At 61.5% G+C, this 22,581-nt stretch carries 20 protein-coding genes; 12 read left to right on the plus strand and 8 right to left on the minus strand.

Translation table 11 applies throughout. The features are described 5' to 3' along the window. The 3 genes from ACQY47_RS27220 to ACQY47_RS27230 are packed head-to-tail and all read right to left on the minus strand — an operon-like array spanning nt 1 to nt 3,228. Nucleotides 1-678 (minus strand): SOS response-associated peptidase family protein, encoded by a 678-nt coding sequence (locus ACQY47_RS27220; protein WP_428553503.1) that lies wholly within the window; start codon nt 676-678, stop codon nt 1-3. Nucleotides 679-720: 42 nt separating this feature from the next. Next, nucleotides 721-1,443, minus strand: a complete 723-nt coding sequence (locus ACQY47_RS27225; protein ID WP_017136521.1) for a FadR/GntR family transcriptional regulator — start codon at nt 1,441-1,443, stop codon at nt 721-723. 48 nt (nt 1,444-1,491) lie between these two features. Continuing rightward, nucleotides 1,492-3,228: an IlvD/Edd family dehydratase gene (locus tag ACQY47_RS27230; protein WP_017136520.1), complete on the minus strand. Its 1,737-nt coding sequence runs from the start codon at nt 3,226-3,228 to the stop codon at nt 1,492-1,494. Nucleotides 3,229-3,420: 192 nt separating this feature from the next. Here ACQY47_RS27230 and ACQY47_RS27235 point away from each other — a divergent pair, with 192 nt between their 5' ends. The 6 genes from ACQY47_RS27235 to ACQY47_RS27260 all read left to right on the plus strand — a co-directional run bounded on the left by ACQY47_RS27235 (nt 3,421) and on the right by ACQY47_RS27260 (nt 9,906). Next, complete coding sequence (locus tag ACQY47_RS27235) at nt 3,421-4,743, plus strand: MFS transporter (protein WP_099547906.1); 1,323 nt, start codon at nt 3,421-3,423, stop codon at nt 4,741-4,743. A 15-nt stretch (nt 4,744-4,758) separates the two neighbouring features. After that, a complete protein-coding gene (gene araD1 / locus ACQY47_RS27240; protein WP_170040157.1) occupies nt 4,759-5,748 on the plus strand; it encodes an AraD1 family protein in 990 nt (329 codons plus the stop codon). A gap of 10 nt (nt 5,749-5,758) precedes the next feature. Then, nucleotides 5,759-7,339 carry an aldehyde dehydrogenase (NADP(+)) gene (locus ACQY47_RS27245; RefSeq protein WP_428553508.1) on the plus strand — a complete coding sequence of 527 codons (1,581 nt, stop codon included), beginning with the start codon at nt 5,759-5,761 and terminating at the stop codon, nt 7,337-7,339. Nucleotides 7,340-7,353: 14 nt separating this feature from the next. Continuing rightward, the gene (locus tag ACQY47_RS27250; protein WP_428553511.1) at nt 7,354-8,217 is read left to right on the plus strand and encodes an SMP-30/gluconolactonase/LRE family protein; all 864 of its coding nucleotides are present in this window, start codon (nt 7,354-7,356) and stop codon (nt 8,215-8,217) included. A gap of 37 nt (nt 8,218-8,254) precedes the next feature. Then, nucleotides 8,255-9,259, plus strand: a complete 1,005-nt coding sequence (locus ACQY47_RS27255) for a substrate-binding domain-containing protein (RefSeq protein ID WP_017136516.1) — start codon at nt 8,255-8,257, stop codon at nt 9,257-9,259. Between the two features lie 503 nt (nt 9,260-9,762). Then, nucleotides 9,763-9,906 carry a hypothetical protein gene (locus tag ACQY47_RS27260; RefSeq protein ID WP_428553514.1) on the plus strand — a complete coding sequence of 48 codons (144 nt, stop codon included), beginning with the start codon at nt 9,763-9,765 and terminating at the stop codon, nt 9,904-9,906. A 403-nt stretch (nt 9,907-10,309) separates the two neighbouring features. Here ACQY47_RS27260 and ACQY47_RS27265 read toward each other — a convergent pair whose 3' ends face one another. Continuing rightward, nucleotides 10,310-11,458, minus strand: coding sequence for an aldose epimerase family protein (locus tag ACQY47_RS27265; RefSeq protein ID WP_428553517.1), 1,149 nt, complete (start codon nt 11,456-11,458; stop codon nt 10,310-10,312). Between the two features lie 138 nt (nt 11,459-11,596). On the opposite strand from ACQY47_RS27265, the gene ACQY47_RS27270 reads away from it, so the two are divergent. Further along, on the plus strand, nt 11,597-12,364 hold the full coding sequence (locus ACQY47_RS27270) for an SDR family NAD(P)-dependent oxidoreductase (protein ID WP_017134567.1): 768 nt from the start codon (nt 11,597-11,599) through the stop codon (nt 12,362-12,364). Between the two features lie 5 nt (nt 12,365-12,369). On the opposite strand, the gene ACQY47_RS27275 is transcribed toward ACQY47_RS27270, so the two are convergent. The 3 genes from ACQY47_RS27275 to ACQY47_RS27285 are packed head-to-tail and all read right to left on the minus strand — an operon-like array spanning nt 12,370 to nt 14,398. Beyond that, nucleotides 12,370-12,972, minus strand: a complete 603-nt coding sequence (locus ACQY47_RS27275; RefSeq protein WP_017134568.1) for a glutathione S-transferase family protein — start codon at nt 12,970-12,972, stop codon at nt 12,370-12,372. Nucleotides 12,973-13,001: 29 nt separating this feature from the next. Continuing rightward, the gene (mug, locus tag ACQY47_RS27280) at nt 13,002-13,535 is read right to left on the minus strand and encodes a G/U mismatch-specific DNA glycosylase (protein WP_428553522.1); all 534 of its coding nucleotides are present in this window, start codon (nt 13,533-13,535) and stop codon (nt 13,002-13,004) included. Then, nucleotides 13,532-14,398 carry a LysR substrate-binding domain-containing protein gene (locus ACQY47_RS27285; protein ID WP_099549155.1) on the minus strand — a complete coding sequence of 289 codons (867 nt, stop codon included), beginning with the start codon at nt 14,396-14,398 and terminating at the stop codon, nt 13,532-13,534. Before ACQY47_RS27285 ends, mug begins: the two co-directional genes overlap by 4 nt. Before the next feature lie 134 nt (nt 14,399-14,532). Here ACQY47_RS27285 and ACQY47_RS27290 point away from each other — a divergent pair, with 134 nt between their 5' ends. The 4 genes from ACQY47_RS27290 to ACQY47_RS27305 are packed head-to-tail and all read left to right on the plus strand — an operon-like array spanning nt 14,533 to nt 18,659. Continuing rightward, on the plus strand, nt 14,533-15,585 hold the full coding sequence (locus ACQY47_RS27290; protein WP_017134571.1) for an agmatine deiminase family protein: 1,053 nt from the start codon (nt 14,533-14,535) through the stop codon (nt 15,583-15,585). Nucleotides 15,586-15,589: 4 nt separating this feature from the next. After that, on the plus strand, nt 15,590-16,471 hold the full coding sequence (aguB, locus tag ACQY47_RS27295) for an N-carbamoylputrescine amidase (RefSeq protein WP_017134572.1): 882 nt from the start codon (nt 15,590-15,592) through the stop codon (nt 16,469-16,471). Continuing rightward, the gene (locus tag ACQY47_RS27300) at nt 16,468-17,550 is read left to right on the plus strand and encodes an extracellular solute-binding protein (protein WP_428553527.1); all 1,083 of its coding nucleotides are present in this window, start codon (nt 16,468-16,470) and stop codon (nt 17,548-17,550) included. The genes aguB and ACQY47_RS27300 overlap by 4 nt, the downstream gene beginning before the upstream one ends. 8 nt (nt 17,551-17,558) lie before the next feature. Continuing rightward, nucleotides 17,559-18,659: an agmatine deiminase family protein gene (locus tag ACQY47_RS27305; RefSeq protein WP_099549157.1), complete on the plus strand. Its 1,101-nt coding sequence runs from the start codon at nt 17,559-17,561 to the stop codon at nt 18,657-18,659. Here ACQY47_RS27305 and ACQY47_RS27310 read toward each other — a convergent pair. Further along, entirely contained in the window at nt 18,656-19,126 is a 471-nt protein-coding gene (locus ACQY47_RS27310; RefSeq protein ID WP_178111042.1) for a MarR family winged helix-turn-helix transcriptional regulator, read from the minus strand. The two genes, ACQY47_RS27305 and ACQY47_RS27310, sit on opposite strands and share 4 nt — an antisense overlap. A 275-nt stretch (nt 19,127-19,401) precedes the next feature. On the opposite strand from ACQY47_RS27310, the gene ACQY47_RS27315 reads away from it, so the two are divergent. Next, nucleotides 19,402-22,581 (plus strand): efflux RND transporter permease subunit, encoded by a 3,180-nt coding sequence (locus ACQY47_RS27315; RefSeq protein WP_428553532.1) that lies wholly within the window; start codon nt 19,402-19,404, stop codon nt 22,579-22,581.

Genomic DNA, 22,581 nt, shown 5'->3' on the forward strand with positions numbered 1-22,581 from the left:
TCAGCGCGGCTGGATCAACGCTCGCCCATGGTTGCGTGTGTTGCCCACGGCACTGTCGACCTTGAACCATTCGAACACGTCTGCCGGGTCGCCCTGCAACAGCACCATCTGCTCGGCGCGACTTCGGGAGGTGGCCGGGTCCAGCCACTCACGGGCCAGCTCAGGGGTGAATACCACCGGCCTGCGGTCGTGGATATCGACCATGCCACCGGCGCTGTCGGCGGTGATGATCACGAAGCCATCGTGCGCGTGCGCGCCCTCATCGGCGTCGGGCAGTTGGCCTATGGCGGCACAGAATACCGGCGCGCCGTCGCGGCGACGAATCAGGTAAGGCTGTTTTTTCGCGCCGCCTTCATCCACCCATTCAAACCAGTTGTCCACCGGCGCAATTGCGCGATGCGGCCAGATCGCGCGAAAGAACGCGCCGTGCGCGACCTTCTCGACACGCGCGTTGATCGCCAGCAGGCGTTCTTTGCTCCAGTGCGGGCGCCAGCCCCAACGCACCGGGTCAGCGTGCAAAAGATCATTGTCCAGGTGCAGTAACGCCACGGGGGTGGTCGGCGCCACGTTGTAGCGCTCAAGCGGCTGGTCGCCCACGCTATTGGCCAGCGCATTGGGCATGCTCAGCGCCGCCACAAAGTCATGAATACCGCGGTACTGCGAAAGTCGTCCGCACATGGCCGGTTCCTCGAACTGACTCCCTGAGCGTAGACGATCAATTTACAGCGGCGTGAGCACGTTCATCACCGTGTCCAGCGCCACCCGCGTGTCATCCAGTTGCACCAGCGAGGCGTGCCGGGCGCCGAGGGCGTCACGGTTCTGGATGGCGGTGAGGATCGCTTTGTGGCGGGGCAGGCTCAGGCCCTGGATGTCAGGACGGCGGTTGGTGATGTTGATCGACTCGCGCAGCGGCAACGACAGCATGTTGCACATGTAGGCGAGCAAGTCGTTGCGGGTCGCGTCGGCGATGGCGCGGTGGAAGTCCAGGTCGGCCTGCAGCAGGTCATCGTGGGTCTTGGCGGTTTCCATGCCCCGGTAGGCGGTTTCGATGGTGGCGATGTCTTCGGCGGTGGCCGTGGTCGCGGCCATGGCGGCGATTTCCGGTTCGAGGATGCGCCGCACGCCGGCCAGGGTGTTGAAGAATTCGCTGTGGGGCGTGGACTGCATCAGCCAGGACAGCACGTCCGGGTCAAGCAAATGCCATTTCACCCGTGGACGCACCACCGCGCCCACCCGTGGTTTGGAGTACACCAGGCCCTTGGCGCTGAGCACGCGGGTCGCTTCACGCAACACCGAGCGGCTGACCTGGTATTCCTCGCACAGCGTGGCTTCCATGGGCAGGCGTTCTTCGGGCTTGAAGCGACCGGAAACGATGTGCATGCCCAAGTCCTGAACGATCTGGGCATGCTGGCTCTTGCGCGGCTTGGGCGGCTGGTGATCCATAACGACGGGGAGGCTCTGGCTTAGGTTCGCGGCATCATAGCATCCCAATTAGTGGGAATGCCGGGGGACTTCAGCGCCACGGCAGCCCACCAGGAAGTCGAAGTCGCAGCCTTGATCGGCCTGCAGCACGTGATCGATATACAGCTGGCGGTAGCCGCCGACGATCAGGTTTTGCGCTGGCGCAAGGTCAGCCATGCGCGCCGCCAGTTCGGCGTCGGGGATATCCAGGTGCAACCGGCCGTTGGCGCAGTCGAGCTCGATCCAGTCACCTTCCTGCACCGTGGCCAGCGGCCCACCGGCGGCAGCTTCCGGTGCCACGTGCAGCACCACCGTGCCGTAGGCGGTGCCGCTCATGCGTGCATCGGAAATGCGCACCATGTCAGTCACGCCCTGGGCCAGCAGCTTGGCGGGCAGGCCCATGTTGCCGACTTCGGCCATGCCGGGGTAACCCTTGGGGCCACAGTTTTTCATGACCAGAATCGAGTTGGCATCCACGTCCAGCGCCGGGTCATTGATGCGTGCCTTGTACATGTCGAAGTTCTCGAACACCACCGCGCGGCCACGGTGCTGCATCAACTCGGGGCTGGCGGCGGAAGGCTTGAGCACGGCGCCCAGCGGCGCCAGGTTGCCGCGCAATACGCAAATACCGCCATCGGCGCGGATCGGGTTATCGAGGGTGCGGATCACCTCATCCTGGCCGTAGATCGGCGAGTCCTGGGTGTTCTCGCCCAACGACTTGCCATTGACCGTCAAGGCATTCGGATGCGGGATCAGGTTGGCTTCGCCCAGGCGCCGCAGCACGGCCGGCAGGCCGCCGGCGTAGTAGAACTCTTCCATCAGGAAACGACCTGACGGCTGCAGGTCGACGATGGTCGGCACGCCACGGCCCATGCGGGTCCAATCGTCGAGGTCGAGCTCGACACCGATACGCCCGGCGATGGCTTTAAGGTGGATCACCGCGTTGGTCGAACCGCCGATGGCCGCATTCACCCGGATCGCGTTTTCAAACGCCTCCTTGGTAAGGATTTTCGACAGTTTCAAATCCTCACGCACCATCTCGACCGCGCGCATGCCAGACATATGCGCCAGCACATAGCGCCGCGCATCCACCGCCGGAATCGCCGCGTTGTGGGGCAGGGAAGTGCCGAGTGCTTCGGCCATGCAGGCCATGGTCGACGCAGTGCCCATGGTGTTGCAGGTGCCCGCCGAGCGCGACATGCCGCCTTCGGCCGCAAGGAAATCGTCAAGGGTGATGGTGCCGGCCTTGACCTGCTCGCTCAGTTGCCACACCACCGTACCCGAGCCGATGTCCTGGCCCTTGTGCTTGCCGTTGAGCATCGGCCCGCCGGTGACCACGATGGCCGGCACGTCACAACTGGCCGCGCCCATCAGCAGCGCCGGGGTGGTTTTGTCGCAGCCGGTGAGCAGCACCACGCCGTCGATGGGGTTGCCGCGAATGGCTTCCTCTACATCCATGCTCGCCAGGTTGCGGGTGAGCATGGCGGTGGGGCGCAGGTTGGATTCGCCATTGGAGAACACCGGGAATTCCACCGGGAAACCACCGGCCTCGATCACACCGCGTTTGACGTGCTCGGCGATCTGGCGGAAATGCGCGTTGCATGGGGTCAGTTCCGACCAGGTGTTGCAAATGCCAATGATCGGTTTGCCATGGAACTGATGGTCGGCAATGCCCTGGTTCTTCATCCAGCTGCGGTACATGAAACCGTTCTTGTCGGCGGTGCCAAACCACTGGGCGGAGCGTAGGGCGGGCTTTTTATCAGGCATGATCGACTCTCTTATTGTATGACTATATGTTCTATATTTGCTTAAACATAAGCGCAAAAACGCAGCTTTGGAAGTGTTGTTTTGCAAATAGTCATACTATATAGTCCAGCTTAATTGAGGTTTGACCCTGGCGGATTTTCGCGAGAGGCAGCCCCCGAGCTTCTATAAAAACAACAATCGGAGATCGACCCCATGAGCCAGGAATTGCGGCTTGTTCGGCGTATCACGCTGAAACTGATTCCCTTCCTGATCCTGCTGTACCTGATCGCCTACGTGGACCGCTCGGCGGTGGGGTTTGCCAAACTGCACATGGGCGCCGACGTCGGCATCGGCGATGCCGCCTATGGTCTGGGGGCGGGGTTGTTTTTTATTGGCTACTTCCTGTTTGAAATCCCCAGCAACCTGATGCTCGACCGCTTCGGCGCGCGGCGCTGGTTTGCACGGATCATGCTCACCTGGGGCGCCATCACCATTGGTATGGCCTTTGTGCAGGGGCCGCACAGTTTCTATGTGATGCGCTTTCTGCTTGGCGCGGCCGAAGCCGGGTTCTTTCCGGGCGTGCTGTACTACATCACCCAGTGGTTCCCGGTGCGCCATCGCGGCAAGATCCTGGGGCTGTTTATCCTCTCCCAGCCGATTGCCATGATGATCACCGGGCCCGTGTCCGGCGGCCTGCTGGGCATGGACGGCATCCTTGGTCTGCACGGCTGGCAATGGCTGTTTATCGTGATCGGCACGCCGGCGTTGCTGCTGACCTGGCCGGTGCTGCGCTTTCTGCCGGACGGCCCCAAGCAGGTCAACTGGATGAGCGAAGACGAAAAAGCCTGGCTGACCGCTGAGTTGGCCAAAGACCTGCAAGCCTACGGCCAGACCCGCCACGGCAACCCGCTGCATGCCCTCAAGGACAAGCGCGTGTTGTTGCTGGCGCTGTTCTATCTGCCGGTGACCTTGAGCATCTATGGCTTGGGCCTGTGGTTGCCGACCTTGATCAAACAGTTCGGCGGCACTGACTTGGTGACCGGCTTTATCTCGGCGGTACCCTACATTTTCGGCATCATCGGGCTGCTGATCATCCCGCGCAGTTCCGACCGTTTGAACGATCGTTATGGCCACCTTGCCGTGCTCTATGTGCTCGGCGCCATCGGCTTGTTTTGCAGCGCCTGGCTGAGTATGCCGGTGCTGCAAATGGCGGCGCTGTGCCTGGCGGCATTCGCCTTGTTTTCCTGCACGGCGGTGTTCTGGACCTTGCCGGGGCGGTTCTTTGCCGGCGCCAGTGCGGCGGCGGGCATTGCCTTGATTAACTCGGTGGGCAACCTGGGCGGCTATATCGGCCCGTTCGTGATCGGCGCGCTCAAGGAATACACCGGCAACCTGGCTTCGGGCCTGTATTTTTTGGCTGGCGTCATGGTGTTCGGGCTGGTCTTGACCGCTGTGGTGTACCGCGTGCTGGAGCGCAAGCATGTGCTGCCCGCCGACCAGTTTGCCGCCAGCGCCCGAGGCGCCACACGTACTTAATCCTGGAGAAGTTTGATGCGTTTAGTTCAGTTCGAATTGCGTAACGGTGAGCGTCGTGTCGGCGTGGTGCAAGGCAACACACTGCGCGAAGTGCACACCGCGCGCAGCGTGCGTGAGTTGGCGCTGGCCGCCATCGATGCCGGTGTGGGCCTGGCGCAACAGGTCGACAGCCTCGGGCTGGGCGACAGTTACGACTACGCCGCGCTGTTGGCGGACCTCAAAGTCCTGCCGCCGCTCGACCATCCCGACCCCGCGCACATGCTGATCAGCGGTACTGGCCTCACGCATCTGGGCAGCGCCTCGGCCCGCGATAAAATGCATCAGGCCGGTGACGACAGTGCCTTGACCGACACCATGCGTATCTTCAAATGGGGCGTGGAGGGCGGCAAACCGCCGGCCGGCCAGGCCGGCGTGCAACCGGAATGGTTCTATAAGGGCGATGGCAATATTGTCGTGCGCCCAGGCCAGGCGTTCCCGGTGCCACCCTTTGCTGAAGACGCCGGTGAAGAGCCGGAAATCGGCGGGTTGTACGTGATCGGCCGTGACAGCAAACCCTACCGCCTGGGTTTTGCGGTGGGCAACGAGTTCTCCGACCACGTCATGGAGCGCAAGAATTACCTGTACCTGGCCCATTCCAAGTTGCGCAGTTGCAGCTATGGTCCGGAGTTGCGTGTGGGTGAGTTGCCCGAGCATCTGGCCGGCACCAGCCGCATCCGCCGAGACGGTCAAGTGATATGGGAAAGCGAATTTCTCAGTGGCGAGGCGAACATGTGCCACAGCCTGGAAAACCTCGAGTACCACCATTTCAAATACAGCCAGTTCCTGACCCCGGGCGACGTGCACATTCATTTCTTCGGCACCGCCACCTTGTCATTCGCCGACGGTATACGTACCCAGCCGGGGGATGTGTTCGAGATCAGCCAGGCCGAGTTCGGCGCGCCGCTGGTCAATCAGGTCGGCAGCGCCGAGGCGGCGTTCGCACCTGGCACTGTCATCAGCCTTTAAGGAGATCAGCATGAATCCGTTTCTCGGCCACAACTACATCGGCGGCCAGCGCAGCGCCCAGGGCAGCATCACCCTGAAAAGCGTCGACGCCAGCACCGGCGAGGCCTTGCCTCAGGATTTCTATCAGGCCACGCCCGCCGAGGTGGATGCCGCCGCCAAGGCCGCCGCTGCCGCCTATCCCGCGTACCGGGCATTAAGTGCATCGCGGCGGGCGCAGTTCCTGGAGGCGGTGGCCGATGAGCTGGATGCGCTGGGGGATGAATTTATCGAGTTGGTGTGCCGCGAAACGGCATTACCTGCTGCGCGCATCAAAGGCGAGCGCGGGCGCACCAGCGGCCAGATGCGCCTGTTCGCTACGGTATTGCGTCGTGGTGATTTTTACGGCGCGCGTATCGACAGAGCCTTGCCCGAGCGCCAACCCCTGCCGCGCCCGGACCTGCGCCAATACCGCATCGGCCTCGGCCCGGTGGCGGTGTTTGGTGCGAGCAACTTTCCCCTGGCATTTTCCACCGCCGGCGGCGACACCGCTGCCGCACTGGCAGCCGGCTGCCCCGTGGTGTTCAAGGCCCACAGCGGGCATATGGCGACGGCCGAGCGGGTGGCCGATGCAATCATCCGGGCGGCCGAGGCCACCGAGATGCCGGCGGGTGTGTTCAACATGATCTTCGGTGGCGGCGTCGGTGAGGCGCTGGTCAAGCACCCGTCGATCCAGGCCGTGGGTTTTACCGGCTCGCTCAAGGGCGGCCGTGCCTTGTGTGATATGGCGGCGGCACGCCCGCAGCCGATCCCGGTATTTGCCGAGATGTCGAGCATCAACCCGGTGATTGTGCTGCCCCAGGCCTTGCACGCCAGGGCCGCGACCATCGCCCGCGACCTCACTGCCTCGGTGGTGCAAGGCTGTGGCCAGTTCTGCACCAACCCTGGCCTGGTGATCGGTATTGCCTCGCCACAGTTCACCGCGTTTACCCAACAGGTGGCGCAACTGATCGGTGAACAGCCGGCGCAAACCATGCTCAATACCGGCACCCTCGGCAGTTATGGCAAAGGCTTGGAAAAACTCTTGGCGCACCCCGGCATCCAACACCTGGCGGGCAGCGCTCAAGTGGGCAGTCAGGCGCAGCCGCAGCTGTTCAAAGCCGACGTGCGCTTGCTGATCGACGGTGATGAGGTGTTGCAGGAAGAGGTGTTCGGCCCTGCCACGGTGTTTGTCGAGGTCGCCGATCAGGCCCAGCTCAGCGACGCCTTGCACGGCCTGCATGGTCAGCTCACTGCGACGCTCATTGCTGAACCGGCCGACCTGCAGCAGTTCACTGAACTGACGCCGCTGCTGGAACAGAAAGTCGGGCGCATCCTGCTCAACGGCTACCCGACCGGCGTGGAGGTCTGTGATTCGATGGTTCACGGCGGCCCGTACCCGGCCACTTCCGATGCCCGTGGCACCTCGGTCGGCACCCTGGCGATCGACCGTTTCCTGCGCCCGGTGTGCTTGCAGAATTACCCTGATAGCCTGCTGCCCGACGCGTTGAAAAACGCCAACCCGTTGCGCATCCAGCGGCTGGTGGATGGCACGCCATCGCGCGACCCGCTGTAACACCAGGAGGTTTTATGTCGTGTACCGCAGTCACTGCGCACCGTGCGCAGTTGGGGGAGGGCCCGTTCTGGGATGTGCCGACCCAGGCGCTGTATTGGGTGAATATCGCCGGCAAACAGGCGCTGCGCCTGATGGGCGGGCAGTTGCAGATCTGGCAGTTGCCCGAGCATGTCTCGGCGTTTATCCCCTGTGAAAGTGGCGATGCGCTGGTGACGCTGAGCAGCGGCGTGTACCGGCTGAACCTGGAAACCGAAGCCCTCACGCTGCTGTGCGTGGCCGACCCGCAACCGGGTAACCGTGGCAATGAAGCGCGCTGCGATGCCCAGGGCCGCCTGTGGTTGGGCACCATGCAGAACAACATTGGTGAGCAGGGTGAAGACCTGCCGATTACGCGGCGTTCCGGCGGCCTGTTTCGGATCGATGCCAACGCACACGTCACGCCGCTGCTGCAAGGGTTGGGCATTCCCAACACCTTGGTGTGGAGCGATGGCGGCGCGCAGGTGCATTTTGGCGACAGCCTGGACGGCACCTTGTACCGGCATGCGATCCAACCCGATGGCCAACTCGATCCAGCCCAGGTCTGGTTCGGCCCGCATGAGCGTGGCGGCCCGGACGGCTCGGCGATGGACGCAGACGGCTATATCTGGAACGCCCGTTGGGACGGCAGTTGCCTGCTGCGCCTGACGCCGTTGGGTGAAGTCGACCGCATTATTGAGTTGCCCGTCAGCCGCCCCACCAGTTGCGTGTTCGGTGGCCCCCACCTCACCACGCTCTACATCACCAGCGCCGCCAGCCCACTCGATCACCCGCTGGATGGCGCGGTGCTGGCTATCGAAGTTGATGTGCCGGGCACACGCTGTCACCGCTTTGCCGGATAAACCCAAGACCTGAAAACAATAACAAGGAGTCACCCGTATGAATCGTCGTCGAGGTATGCGTTCCCTGTGCTGCGCCGCTGTGGCGGTGTCGGCCCTGAGCTTGGGCGGTCTGTTGCAGGCCGCTGAAGCCGTGAAGATTGGTTTTTTGGTCAAGCAGGCTGAAGAGCCGTGGTTCCAGACCGAATGGGCGTTTGCCGAAAAAGCCGGCAAGGAGCATGGCTTTACCGTGATCAAGATCGCCGTGCCGGATGGCGAGAAAACCCTTTCGGCCATCGACAGCCTGGCGGCCAACGGCGCCAAGGGCTTTGTGATCTGCCCGCCGGATGTGTCGCTGGGCCCGGCCATCGTTGCCAAGGCAAAGGCCAACGGCCTGAAAGTGATTGCGGTGGATGACCGCTTCGTTGATGCCAAGGGCAACTTCATGGAGGACGTGCCGTACCTGGGCATGGCCGCGTTTGAAGTGGGCCAGAAGCAGGGCGCGGCGATGGCGGCGGAGGCGAAAAAACGCGGTTGGGATTGGAAGGACACCTATGCGGTGATCAACACCTTTAACGAACTCGACACGGGTAAAAAACGCACTGACGGTTCGGTTAAATCCCTGGAAGATGCCGGTTTTCCTAAAGACCACATTCTGTTCACCGCGGCCAAGACGCTCGATGTACCGGGCAGTATGGACGCCACCAACTCGGCACTGGTCAAGCTGCCCAGCGGTGCCAAGAACCTGATTATCGGCGGTATGAACGACAACACGGTGCTCGGTGGCGTGCGCGCAACCGAAACGGCCGGTTTTGCCGCGGCCAATGTGATTGGTATCGGCATCAATGGTACGGATGCCATTGGCGAACTGAAAAAGGCTGACAGTGGATTTTTCGGTTCGATGCTGCCTAGCCCGCATATCGAGGGCTACAACACGGCGCTGATGATGTATGAGTGGGTCACCAAGGGGACGGAGCCGCCCAAGTACACGGCGATGGACGAGGTGACGCTGATTACACGGGAGAACTTCAAGCAAGAGCTGACGAAGATTGGGTTGTGGCAGTGAGGTAGGCTTGGCGGGGGGGGATCGGACGGAGTACATATCCGTTGCTGCGGTAACGGCTACTTAGGGTTCCGCCCTTACGGCGGGTCACTTTTGGCAAACGCCCCAAAAGTAACCAAAAGGTCTTCGCCCCACCACTCGGTGCCTCGCTTAGGCTCGGCATGCCCTCACTCCGGCTTGAATCCGTGGGCCGCCGCGATGGGCCATCCTTGGCCCAGCGCGGCTAACCCGGCGTCCTGCCGGGTTACCCACGGATTCAAGCCTGCGTTCGGCCATCGTGGTTAACGGGGCGCCTGAGATCAAAAGCAGATCAAGATCAAGATCTACAGCACGGCGGCCTGAAAGCCGACCTGAGTGGTTAGATCAAAAGCGAAAAGCGGATTTGCATACACTTGGGATCTGCTTTTCTGTGGGAGCTGGCTTGCCTGCGATGCAGACACCTCGGTACATCAGGCACACCGAGTTGATGCTATCGCAGGCAAGCCAGCTCCCACCTTTGACCGAGTATGGCTCTGCTGTTGCTGTTGCTGTTGCTGTTGCTGTTGCTGTTGCTGTTGCTGTTGCTGTTGCTGTTGCTGTTGCTGTTGCTGTTGCTGTTGCTGTTGCTGTTGCTGTTGCTGTTGCTCCGGCTCTTACATCCTTTTCGATGACGAAGTCAGCGGTCTTTTGATCTGCGCTTTTGATCTTGATCTGAAATCGCCCCGTTAAACACGATGGCCGGAATCTGACAGGGATTTGGGGGGTAAACCGGCAGGGATGCCGGTTTAGCCGCGCTGGGCCAAGGATGGCCCATCGCGGCGGCCCCCCAAATCACTGTCGGATTGCGGGCATGCCGAGCCATAGCGAGGCACCGAGTGTTGGGGCGAGGACCTTTTGGTTACTTTTGCGTCCTTGCAAAAGTGACCCGCTGTAAGAGCGGAACCATAGGCGGCCGTTACCTAAATAACGGATATGTACTCAGCAATCCTGAGTCAACCCCAGACCTAAAACCGCCCCGGTATCCCCCCGGTCACAAGGAAAACGGCGGCGTCCACACCCCGGTTGCACCAACACTCAGTCGGCAGAAAACTTGAGCACAGTGTTCTGGCTATAAGTCTGCCCAGGATTCAACCGAGTCGAAGCAAACTTGGGCTGGTTGGGCGCATCAGGAAAATGCTGAGTCTCGAGGGTAAAAGCACTCCAGTGCTGATACGTCTTGCCTGCTTTGCCCTTCACCGTGCCATCGAGGAAGTTGCTGGTGTAGAACTGCACCCCAGGCTCGCTGGTGTAGAGCTTCAAACGCCGGCCAGACGCAGGGTCGTGTACTTCGGCGGCGAGTTGCTTGATATCGCCCTGGGTGTCGAGCGCCCAGTTGAAGTCAAACCCGCCTTGTTTCGGCTCGGCAAATTTGAGCTGCGGATGCTCGTCCTTGATATGCTGGCCGATCGGCGTGGGTTTGAGAAAGTCCATCGGCGTGCCCTTGACCGGTGCCAGCTCGCCGGTCGGAATCAGGGTGGCATTCACCGGTGTGTAATGGCTGGCATGCAAGGTCGCGACCTGCTTGAGAATGTCGCCATTGCCCGCGCCCGCCAGGTTGAAATAGCTGTGGTTGGTGAGGTTGAGCACGGTGGGTTTGTCGGTGCTGGCTTTGTAGTCGATATGCAGTTCGTTGTTATCGTTGAGGCTGTAGGTGACCTCGGTTTTAAGGTTGCCAGGGAAGCCCATTTCACCGTCCTTGGACAGGTAGCTGAGCTTGACGCCGACCGAGTCCTTGCCCTTGACGGGTTCGGCTCGCCAAACGTGCTTGTCAAACCCCTGGGCGCCGCCGTGCAGCGAATTTGGCCCGTCGTTGAGCGGCACCTGATAGCGCTTGCCATCAAGCTCAAACGCACCGCCCGCCAGGCGGTTGCCGAAGCGCCCGATGGTCGCGCCAAAAAATGCCGTGCCGCTCTGATAGCCCTGCACGTCATCAAAACCCAGTACCACGTCATCGACCTTGCCGTTTTTATCCGGCACGTGCAGTGACTGCAACACGCCGCCGTAGGTGATCACCGTGGCTTGCATGCCGTGGCTGTTGCGCAAGATGTACTGCTCGACGGCGGTGCCGTCATTGGTTTTACCGAAGGGTTTGTGTTCGCTGGTGAGGCCCGCAGCCTGGGCGCCGCCGCTGGCAATCAGCAGGGACAAGGCGAGGCCGGAAAGCAGGTGACGAGGGTGCTTCATGGTCGAACTTCCTTTTGTTGTTTTCAGTGGAATAGTTCTACTAATGTGCGATATTTTGTCGTTGCAGCAGCAGATTTATAGCCTTTTACGGCCTGTTTGCAAAATAAAATAAGACTAATTAAGTGAGGCAACCTTTATATGACCACTCAGCAGGCTGTTTACCCCGACCTTGAGGGTAAGACCGTTCTGGTTTCCGGTGGTGCCTCAGGCATCGGCGAATTCCTGGTGCGCGCGTTCGCCGCGCAGGGCGCCAAGGTGGGTTTTGTGGACCGGGCGCAAAGCCAGGGTGAGCGGCTGGCCGCGCTGCTGCATTCCCAGGGCTACAAGGTTGAGTTCGTGTGTTGCGACATCACCGATGAAATCGCCTATAAAGCGGCGATCGAACGCTTTGAGCACTCGTTGGGGCCGATCACCGTACTGGTCAATAACGCGGCCAACGATGTGCGTCACACCCTGGAAGAAGTCGATTCGGCGATGTTCGACAGGCTGATCGCGGTCAACCTCAAGCACGCGTTCTTTGCTGCCAAGGCCGTGGTGCCGATGATGAAACGCGCTGGTGGCGGGGCGATCATCAACCTGGGCTCGGTGGGGTGGATGATGGCGTCTGCTGGCTACCCGGTGTACGCCGCCAGCAAGGCGGCGGCCCATGGCATGACCCGCGCCCTGGCACGTGAGCTGGGGCCGAACCATATTCGCGTGAATACCCTGGTGCCCGGTTGGGTCATGACCGAAAAACAATTGGCAATGTGGGTCGATGATGCGGCCAAGGAGCTGATCAGCCGCAGCCAGTGCCTGCCCGGCAGCGTACTGCCGGAACACATCGCCAATATGGCGTTGTTTCTCGCCTCCGATGCCTCGGCGATGTGTTCGGCGCAGAACTTTATTGTGGATGGCGGCTGGGTCTAGGCCTGCTACTCGATGGGGTAGCGCTTGAACGCCGGGTGCTGTTCCAGTTGGTCGGCGTGACGTTGCAGGTTAGGGAATGCCTTGGGGTCGAGCACCGACGGCAGTTTGAGTTGGGTGAACGACCACGCGACTGCCGCGGTCAGCGCCGCCTGGGTCAGTGGCGCGTCGGTGGTTTGGGCAAGGTGCTTTTCCAGCAGCGAATAGGCGGCCAACAGTTGACCGGTCACGCGGTCTATCCACGGTTCATGGCGTTTTTCTGCCGGGCGCAGATTGTCCTCATAGACGATCTGCACGGTTTTCTCGCAGGCCGCCAGGGCCAGCCCGAGCAGGTGCAGTTCGTGGGCGCGGGCGCCCGGCGCTTGTGCCAGCAGCTTCTTGTCGGTGGGGGCCTGGGCTTCGAAATAATCCAGGATCAGGCTGGAGTCCATCAGCAAGGTGCCGTCGTCCAGCACCAGGGTCGGCGCCTTGACCACCGGGTTGATCGCGTGGAACTGCTCGAAGGTGCTGAACACCGACACCGACTGATGTTCAAACGCCACGCCGTACAGGTCCAGGGAAATTGCCACGCGGCGTACGTAAGGCGAGTCAAGCATGCCTATCAGTTTCATGAAGCCTCCGTTGCTTTCAGGTGATGGGATCAGGAGATTAAGGGCACATGATTGTCCTGCGCAATGGCCTTGCGCAGTTGCTGATAGGCATCCACTAACTGCTCCAGGTTGAACGCCAAATTGCGCCCGCTGGGGTTGGGCAACACCCATACCGCTGCGCCGCCCAACAACAGCGGCTGCAACCCCCAGGCAACCTCGCGTTGGCCGGACACGGCGCTATAACCGACCTTGCCCAGAAAGGCCACGAAGCGTGGCTGCCAGCGGCGGATTTTTTGCTCAAACGCAACCGCGGCGTCGTTGAATTCATGCCGCGCCAATTCCCCCGCACTCGCCGTCGGACGCTCCACCAGTGTGGTCAGGCCGCAGTGGTAGTCGAGCAAGGTGCGCCCCTCTTCGGGGTGAATTTCATGGGGCGTGAAGCCGGCCAGGTGCAACGTGCGCCAGAAGCGGTTGCTGCGGTTGGCGAAGTGCAGGCCGAGGGCGGCGGAGCCTTTGCCGGGGTTGATGCCGCAGAACATCACGTTCAAGTGCTCGGTGAGGATGTCTTCAAGTCTGTCGCTCATGTCGGGTCTATCTGCAAACGCATCAGCAGCCATTCGGTAAAGCTGCGGGCCAGTGGGTCGTTTTCACTGTCACGGTGGGTCAACAGCGCCCAACTGGGACCGCGAATGGTGGCTTCGACCAGCGGCGTGAGCAAACCATCGGCCTGGGCCTGGCGGCTCAGCAGTTGGCTGACCAGGCCGATGCCCAGCCCGCTGCACACGGCATCCAGCAGTAAACCTGGATCGGAAAAATTCAGCCCGTGGTCCTGTTGGCCCACATCAATACCGGCCTCCACGGCCCAATGGCTCCAGTCCATCTCTCGCTCGCCGTGCAACGTGGTGCGCTGCGCCGCAGGCACAGACAGCAGCTTGGGATGGCAAGCCGGAAACAGGCGGTCGGCATGCAGCACCTTGAAGCTGCATTCGGCCTGGGAGCTGATGTCGTCACGCACGGCCAGGTCGATGGTCTGGCTGGCCATGTCAGGCACTTCATCGGTGCTGAAGATCCACAGGTCTACCTCCGGGTGCCGCTGACGAAAGTCCGCCAGGCGTGGCAGCAGCCAGTGACGAGCAAAGGTCGGCGTGGTGTTGAGCACCAGTTGATTGGGTTTGCGGTACTGCCCCAGGCGTCGCACGCCCACCGCCAGTTGTTGCAGCAGCGCCTGGGTGGTGCTGAGGAAGTCATAACCTGCGTCGGTGAGGCTCACGCTGCGCCCGCTGCGTAAAAACAGCGGCTGCTCCAGGTAAGCCTCCAGGCTGCGGATCTGCTGGCTGATCGCCGATTGGGTCAGGTGCAGTTCTTCGGCAGCCTTGTGGAAACTGCCTAGCCGGGCGGCGGCTTCAAAGCCGCGCAGGGTGCCGAGGGGCGGCCAGTGGTTGAGCATATCGATAAGCTCCGCTAATCAGTTTTCTACAAAATCCATCGTTTGTTTGGTCTTTTCAGCCTACGTAGCATGTGCGCCAAGACTCCGTGGGCAGTTTTCACTGAACACAATGACTTAACTCAAAGGTGCTTGTCATGCAGCGTAGTGAAATTTTAAGCAGTGGTTGGTGTATGCCCGCGGAGTGGTCCCATCATGTGGCGACCTGGATGGTCTGGCCGCATAACCAGGCGCTGTGGGAAAGCACCTGGGGTGTGACTTTGGCATTGGTGCAGCAGGATTTTGCGCGGGTCGCCAATGCCATCGCACGTTTTGAGCCAGTAAAAATGATTGTCGACCCTTCGGCAATCGCCAGTGCCAAAGCCCTGTGTGGCCCTGGCATCGAGTTGATCGCTGAGGCCGTCAATGACAGCTGGTGCCGCGACTCCGGCCCCACCTTCATTTGTCACCCGCAACAGGGTGCGGCGGGTGTGAGCTGGCGCTTCAACGCCTGGGGCGGCAAGTCGGCCCATGACTTGGACGAAAGCCTGGCGCGCCGGGTGCTTAATCACCTGGGGCTGGAATGCTTCGGCACGCCGCTGAGCAATGAAGGCGGCGCGATCCATGTGGACGGCGAGGGCACCTTGATCACCACCGAATCGGTGCTGCTCAACCCCAACCGCAATCCCGGTATGACCAAGGCCGAGATGGAAGAGGTCTTCGCGCGCCTGCTGGGGATCAAAAAGACTATCTGGCTGCCCGGCGACCCGGATTACGTCACTGGCGATATGACCGACGGCCACGTCGACGGCGTGTGTGCCTTCGCCCGCCCTGGCCTGCTGCTGGTGGATGCCACCCACGATCACCACTCGACCTACGCCCAAGTAGTACGCGAAAACCGTCGCGCCCTGGAACTGGCCACCGACGCCCATGGCCGCCGTTTCGAACTGATCGAACTGTATGAGGCCACCGACGCAGTGGACACCGATGCAGAAGTGTTTTGCGCCTCCTACACCAACTTCTACATTGCCAACGGCGCAATCATCATGCCGGCCTACGGCATTGAGGCTGATCAGGTAGCGGCCGAGGTGCTGGCCCAGGCGTTCCCGGGCCGTGAAATCGTGCCGGTGCAGATCAACCACTTGGCCCACGGCGGCGGCGGGGTGCATTGCATCACGCAACAGCAACCGGCCTGGCCGTTAAAGGGGTAATGCCATGACTGTATTGACGATTGCTACTACCCAGATGCCGTGTACCTGGGACTTGCCGGGTAACCTCGACCGCGCCGAGCGGTTGGTGCGCGATGCCGCCGCACAGGGCGCCCAGGTCATCCTGCTGCAGGAGCTGTTCGCCACGCCGTATTTCTGTATCGAGCAGCATCACAAACATTTGGCACTGGCCGAGGAGTATCAGCACAGCCGCGTGCTCAAGCGTTTCGCCGCATTGGCGAAGGAACTGGGCGTGGTGCTGCCGCTGAGCTGGTTCGAAAAGGCCGGTAATGCCTACTTCAATTCCCTGAGTGTGGCCAATGCCGATGGGCAGTTGATGGGCGTGTACCGCAAGACTCATATTCCCAACGCCATCGGCTACCAGGAGAAGGAATATTTCAGCCCCGGCGACACCGGTTTTCGCGTCTGGGACACGGCGTTCGGGCGCCTGGGTGTCGGTATCTGCTGGGACCAGTGGTTCCCCGAAACCGCCCGCTGCCTGGCGTTGCAGGGTGCTGAAGTGTTGTTGTTCCCCACGGCCATCGGCTCGGAACCCGGCTGCGCGGCGCTCGACTCCCGTGACCACTGGCAAATGACCATGCGCGGTCACGCCGCCGCCAACCTGGTGCCGGTAGTGGCGGCCAACCGCGTAGGCCGTGAAGTGGCGACAACGGATGCGAGCCTGCAAATGGATTTCTATGGCTCGTCGTTTATCTGCGACCACAAAGGCAAGCTGCTGGTCGAAGCTGATCGCGAATCCACTGGCGTACTCGTGCACTCCCTGGACCTGTCTGCGATGCGCGAAGAACGCCGGACCTGGGGCATCTTCCGCGACCGCCGCCCGCACATGTATGACGCACTGCTGACCCTGGACGGACGCCCATCATGAGACTGCTTTTGAGCTGTGCCCTGATCCTCACCAGCGCCTGCGCCACGGCCGATGACAAGACGCTGAAACTCTACAACTGGGCGGACTATTTTGCGCCGGACACCTTGTCGGCTTTCACCGCCGAGACCGGCATCAAGGTGATCTACGACGTGATGGACGGCAGCGAAACCCTGGAAGCCAAGTTGATGGCCGGCGGCAGCGGCTACGACCTGATCTTCCCCGGCGACACCGTGGCCGAGCGCCTGATGCGCGCCGGCAGCCTGCAACCGCTGGACCCTGCCAAGCTCACTGCGATGGATGATATCGAGCCGGGTTTGCAGAAGTTGCGCAGCCACTACGTCAACTCGAACAAAGCCACGGTGCCCTACACCTGGGGGACCATCGGCCTGACCTACAACACCGCACAGATTAAGCAGCGCTTGCCGAACGCGCCGGTCAACAGTCTCGACCTGCTGTTCAAGCCCGAATTTGCCGCCAAGTTCGCCGACTGTGGCATTTCGCTGATCGATTCACCGGATGAAGTGCTGGCCGTGGTGCTCAACTACCTGGGGCGCGACCCGCGCAGCGCCAAACGTGAAGACCTGGCCGCTGCCAGTGACTTGCTGCTCAAGCTGCGCCCGTATATCCGCAAGTTCCAGTCGCAACCGGTGACCGACTTGGTCAACGGTGATTTGTGCCTGTCTCTCGGCTACAGCGGTGACATGACCCAAGCCCAGCGCGCCGCCGATGCGGCCGGCAAATCGGTGACCTTTGGTTATCACATCCCTCGCGAGGGCACCACGGTATGGATGGATACCATGGCCATTCCCGTCGACGCCCAGCACCCGGAATACGCCTATGCTTTTATCAACTTCGTGATGCGCCCGCAGAACATGGCCGCCATCACCAACTTCACCGGCTACCCTACGGCCAACGCCAAGGCCCGCCCGGCGGTGGAGGCAGCCATGCGTGATAACCCGCAAATTTACCCGGATGCAGCCACCTTCGAGCGGTTGATTGCCGGCAAAGACATCCCCCAGGCGGATATGCGTGCGCGCATGCGCATGTGGACTAAATTCAAGACAGCGACCACCAAGTAGAGACCCCCATGCCAACCCGTCGAACCTTCATCAAACAAGCCAGCGTGGTCTGTGCCATGACCTTACTCACCACCCATGTACGTGCCGCTGTCAAAGGCCGTTTCTACATGCCCGACGAAGGCGAAAAACACCGCCAAGCCTTTATCGCCTTTGGCGCCCAGGACGCTATCTGGGAAGACTTTACCGCTGATGTGCAAGCGGCCCTGGGCCGTATCGCCAGGGCGATTGCCAACTATGAGCCGGTCACTGTGTTCTGTCGCGAAGACGAGCGCGCATTGGCGGAAAAACACTGCGGCACGCGCAATATCACCTTTGTCGAAACCGAGTTGGACGATATCTGGATGCGCGACACCGGCGCCAATTTCGTCATCGATGGCACCGGTGGCGAAGGCGCAGTGGATTTCAACTTCAATGGCTGGGGCAACAAACAACAACATGCCGATGACGCGCAGTTGGCGGCGCTGGTGGCCGAAGAAACCGGCGCGCGCCACATTCGCAGTGAGCTGGTGGGCGAGGGTGGGGCAATCGAAGTGGATGGCCTGGGCACCGGCATCATGACCGAAAGCAGTTGGATCAACCGCAACCGCAACCCCGACTGGAGCAAGGCCGACGTGGAGGCCGAACTTAAGGAACGCCTGGGGCTGCGCAAGATCATCTGGCTGCCGGGCATCAAGGGCAAGGACATCACCGACGCCCACGTCGACTTCTACGCCCGGTTTGTGTCGCCCGGCGTGGTGCTGGCCAACCTCGATACCGACCCCGAGTCCTACGACCACAAAGTCACCCTTGCGCACCTGGAAATCCTCAAGAACGCCACTGACGCCGACGGCCGCCCGTTGCAGGTGCACACCGTATCGCCGCCGCTGAACCCGCGCAAAAACAAGTTCAGCAAGGGTAACGAGGACTTCGCCGCTGGGTATATCAATTATTTTGTGATCAACGGCGCGGTAATTGCGCCTGAATTCGGCGACCCGGAGGCGGACCGCAAGGCATTGGACCTGCTGTCACGGCTCTACCCGAGCCGCAAAGTGCTGCAACTCAATATCGATGCGATTGCCGCGGGCGGCGGTGGCATTCACTGCGTCACTAACCACCAGCCGATGGCTTAATCGTCCTTGGCCAGCAGGGTGCGGGCAAATTCGTCGGAGGCGATAAAGTCCAGGGTCTGGCGCAGTTGCGCCGCCGCTTCACGGCCGAATGCCTGATCGAAGCGTTCGGCCATTTGCGTGGAAATACGCTTGGCCGCCAGGTGGGTGCGCTTGCCTTGTTCGGTCAGCAGCACGCGCCGGGTACGCCGGTCGAGTTCGTCCACGCGCAGCTCCACCAGGCCGTCACGTACCAGCGGTTTGAGCGTGTGGCCGAGCGCGGACAAATCCATCACCAGGGTTTGTGCCAGCTCGCCCATTTTCGGCGTGCCGGCCTTGGCGATGCGGTTGAGCAGCGCGTATTGCGTGGCTTTGAGCCCGCAGGGCGCGAACGCTTCGTCATAGATCTGGCCCAGGCGGCGCGAGGTGCGGCGCACGGCACCGTTGACGCAGGCGCTGGGGCTCTCGGAGCAAGGCGGGGCAGATTTCAAGGGCAGATACTCTCTGATACAAAACACGACGCGGCTGATTATGCCTGCGCGACCTGTCAGGACAAGGCCTTTCGGACCGAACTGACGTTCCAGATGAAAGCTGAGACAGCTTGAAACAAATTAGTTGCGTATGCCACTAAGTTCGATATCGTGGCATATGCCTCTTTGTGACCGGGATGTCGTTACAAAAACCCCAGGACGTGCATGGGGCGAGGCGGGAAAACGGCATGGCGAAGCCTGCTTGATCAAACAATCTCCTGTCTGGATCACCTCCTATGCTCAACCTCGTGCGCATCGCCTTGCTGCGCCCCTATACCTTTTTGGTATTGGCCATTTTCATCCTGATTGTCGGGCCGCTGGCGGCCTGGCGCACGCCGACGGACATCTTCCCGGAAATCCGCATTCCGGTGATTGCGGTGATCTGGCAGTACACCGGTTTGCCGCCGGACCAGATGGCGGGGCGCATCACCTCGCCGTTCGAGCGGGTGCTGACCACCACCGTGAACGACATTCGCCATATCGAAGCGCAGTCGATGAACGGCTACGGGATTGTGAAGATCTTCTTCCAGCCCGGCGTCAACATCAGCACCGCCAACGCCCAGGTGACGTCGGTGTCCCAGGCGATCCTGCGGCAATTGCCGCCCAGCACCGTGCCGCCGCTGGTGCTCAACTACAGCGCCTCCACCGTGCCGATTGTGCAGCTTGCACTCTCTGGGCCGGGGCTGAGCGAACAGCGCTTGGGTGATATCGGCCTGAACCAGGTGCGCCTGATGCTCACCAGCGTGCCCGGCGCAGCACTGCCATACCCGTTTGGCGGCAAGAGCCGGCAAGTGCAGATCGACCTCGATTCGGCGCGCATGCAAGCCCGTGGCCTGTCGGCACAGGACGTCGCCACTGCCCTGGCCACGCAGAACCTGATCACCCCGGTAGGCACCCAGAAGATCGGCAGCTACGAATTCAACCTGCAACTGAACAACTCACCTTCGGACTTCCATGACCTGGAAAACCTGCCGATCAAGACCGCCGACGGCACCACCGTGCTGATCCGGGACGTGGCCACCGTGCGCGACGGCAACCCGCCGCAAACCAACATCGTGCATGTGAACGGCAACCGCTCGGTGCTGCTGCCGGTGCTCAAGACCGGTTCGGCATCGACCTTGGGCGTGATCGCGGGCATCAAGGAAAAGCTTGCCGACAACAAGGCTGCGTTGCCGCCCAACTTGAATATCGATTTGATCGGCGACCAGTCGCTGTTCGTGCGTTCGGCCATCAGCGGCGTGGCCCGTGAAGGCTTGATCGCGGCGGCGCTGACCAGCCTGATGATTTTGCTGTTCCTCGGCAGTTGGCGTTCGACGGTGATCATTGCCACCTCGATTCCGCTGGCGATCCTGGCCTCGATAGCCACGCTTTCGGCGCTGGGCGAAACCCTGAATATCATGACCCTCGGCGGCCTGGCGCTGGCCGTGGGCATCCTGGTGGACGATGCCACGGTAACCATCGAGAACATCAACTGGCACCTGGAGCAGGGCAAACCGGTGCAGACGGCAATCCTCGACGGTGCGGCGCAGATTGTGACGCCGGCGTTTGTCTCGCTGCTGTGTATCTGCATCGTGTTTGTGCCGATGTTCTTCCTTGATGGTGTGGCGCGCTTCCTGTTCGTGCCGATGGCCGAAGCGGTGATCTTTGCCATGATCGCCTCGTTCCTGCTGTCGCGGACCCTGGTGCCGACATTGGCCAACTACCTGCTCAAGCCGCATCTACACGGCGACGACGGGCACGCACCGTCGCGCAACCCGCTGGTGAATTTCCAGCGCGGTTTCGAAAAGCGTTTTGAAGCCTTTCGCGAGCGTTACCACAGCGTATTGCACAGCGCCTTGCACCATCGTCGCGCGGTGGTGATCGGCTTGCTGGCGTTTGTCGCCGTGTCGTTTGCGTTGGTGCCGTTCCTGGGCCGCAACTTCTTCCCCGAGGTCGATTCCGGGTTGATCCTGTTGCACGTCCGCGCTCCGGTGGGCACACGGGTGGAGAGTAATGCGCACCTGATTGCCGACATCGAAAACGCGATCCGGCGTAAAGTCCCGGCCCAGGAACTTAAAGCCTTGGTCGACAACATCGGCCTGTCCATCAGCGGTATCAACGTGGTGTACAACAACACCGGCACCGTGGGTTCCCAGGACGCCGATATCCAGATCAGCCTCAACGAAGGCCATCGCCCGACCGCCGAGTACATGCGCCAATTGCGCGAAACCCTGCCACGGGAGTTCCCGAGCGCGGTGTTCTCGTTCCCGGCCTCGGACATTGTCGGGCAGATTCTCAACTTCGGTTCGTCAGCACCGATCGACCTGCAAATCAACGGCAATAACCTGGCGGCTAACTTCGCCTATGCCAGCGCGCTGCTGCGTGATATTCGCCGGGTGCCGGGGGTGGTGGATGCGCGCATCCAGCAGTCGCGGCAATTGCCGACGTTCAATATCGACGTGGACCGCACCCGTGCGCAGTTGGTCGGCCTCACCGAGCGCGATGTCACCAACAGCCTGGTGGTCAACTTGGCGGGCTCCAGCCAGGTAGCGCCGACGTTCTGGTTGAACCCGGCCAACGGCATTTCCTACCCGATCGTGATGCAAACCCCGCAATACAACCTGGAAAGCCTGGCCGCACTGCACAACTTGCCGCTGAGCGGCAGCAATGGCGCGGCCACCGACCAGACCTTGGGCGGCCTGGCGAATATCCAGCGCAGCCACAGCAGTTCGGTGTTCAGCCAGTCGGATATCCAGCCGGTGGTTGAGGTGCTGACGGCGATTCAGGACCGCGATTTGGGTGGCGTCGCCGCCGATATCCAGAAAATCATCGCGGCCCACGCCGGTGAAGTACCGACCGGCTCCAAGGTGATTTTGCAGGGCCAGGTGCAGACCATGAACGCGGCCTTCAGTGGCTTGCTGTTCGGCCTGTTGGGCGCAGTGGTGCTGATCTATCTGCTGATCATGGTCAACTTCCAGTCCTGGGCCGACCCGTTTGTGATCATTACCGCGTTGCCGGCGGCATTGGCGGGCATTGTGTGGATGCTGTTTGTCACGCATACGCCGCTGTCGGTGCCCGCCTTGACGGGGGCGATCATGTGCATGGGCGTGGCCACCGCCAACGCCATTCTGGTGGTGAGCTTCTGTCGTGAGCGCCTGGCCGTGCATGGCGATGCCGTGCAGGCCGCGCTGGAGGCCGGTTACACGCGGCTGCGGCCGGTGTTGATGACCGCCATCTCGATGATTATCGGCATGGCGCCCATGGCTTTGGGCCTGGGCGAGGGCGGCGAGCAGAACGCGCCGCTCGGCCGTGCGGTGATCGGCGGGCTGGCGTTTGCCACCATCGCCACGTTGATTCTGGTGCCATTGATTTTCAGTCTGGTCCACGGGCGTCGCCAACACGCCACGCTGGCGACTACCGTTTCCCAAGGGGTTTGA

The sequence above is a fragment of the Pseudomonas edaphica genome (assembly GCF_965277385.1).
Lineage (GTDB): Bacteria > Pseudomonadota > Gammaproteobacteria > Pseudomonadales > Pseudomonadaceae > Aquipseudomonas > Aquipseudomonas edaphica.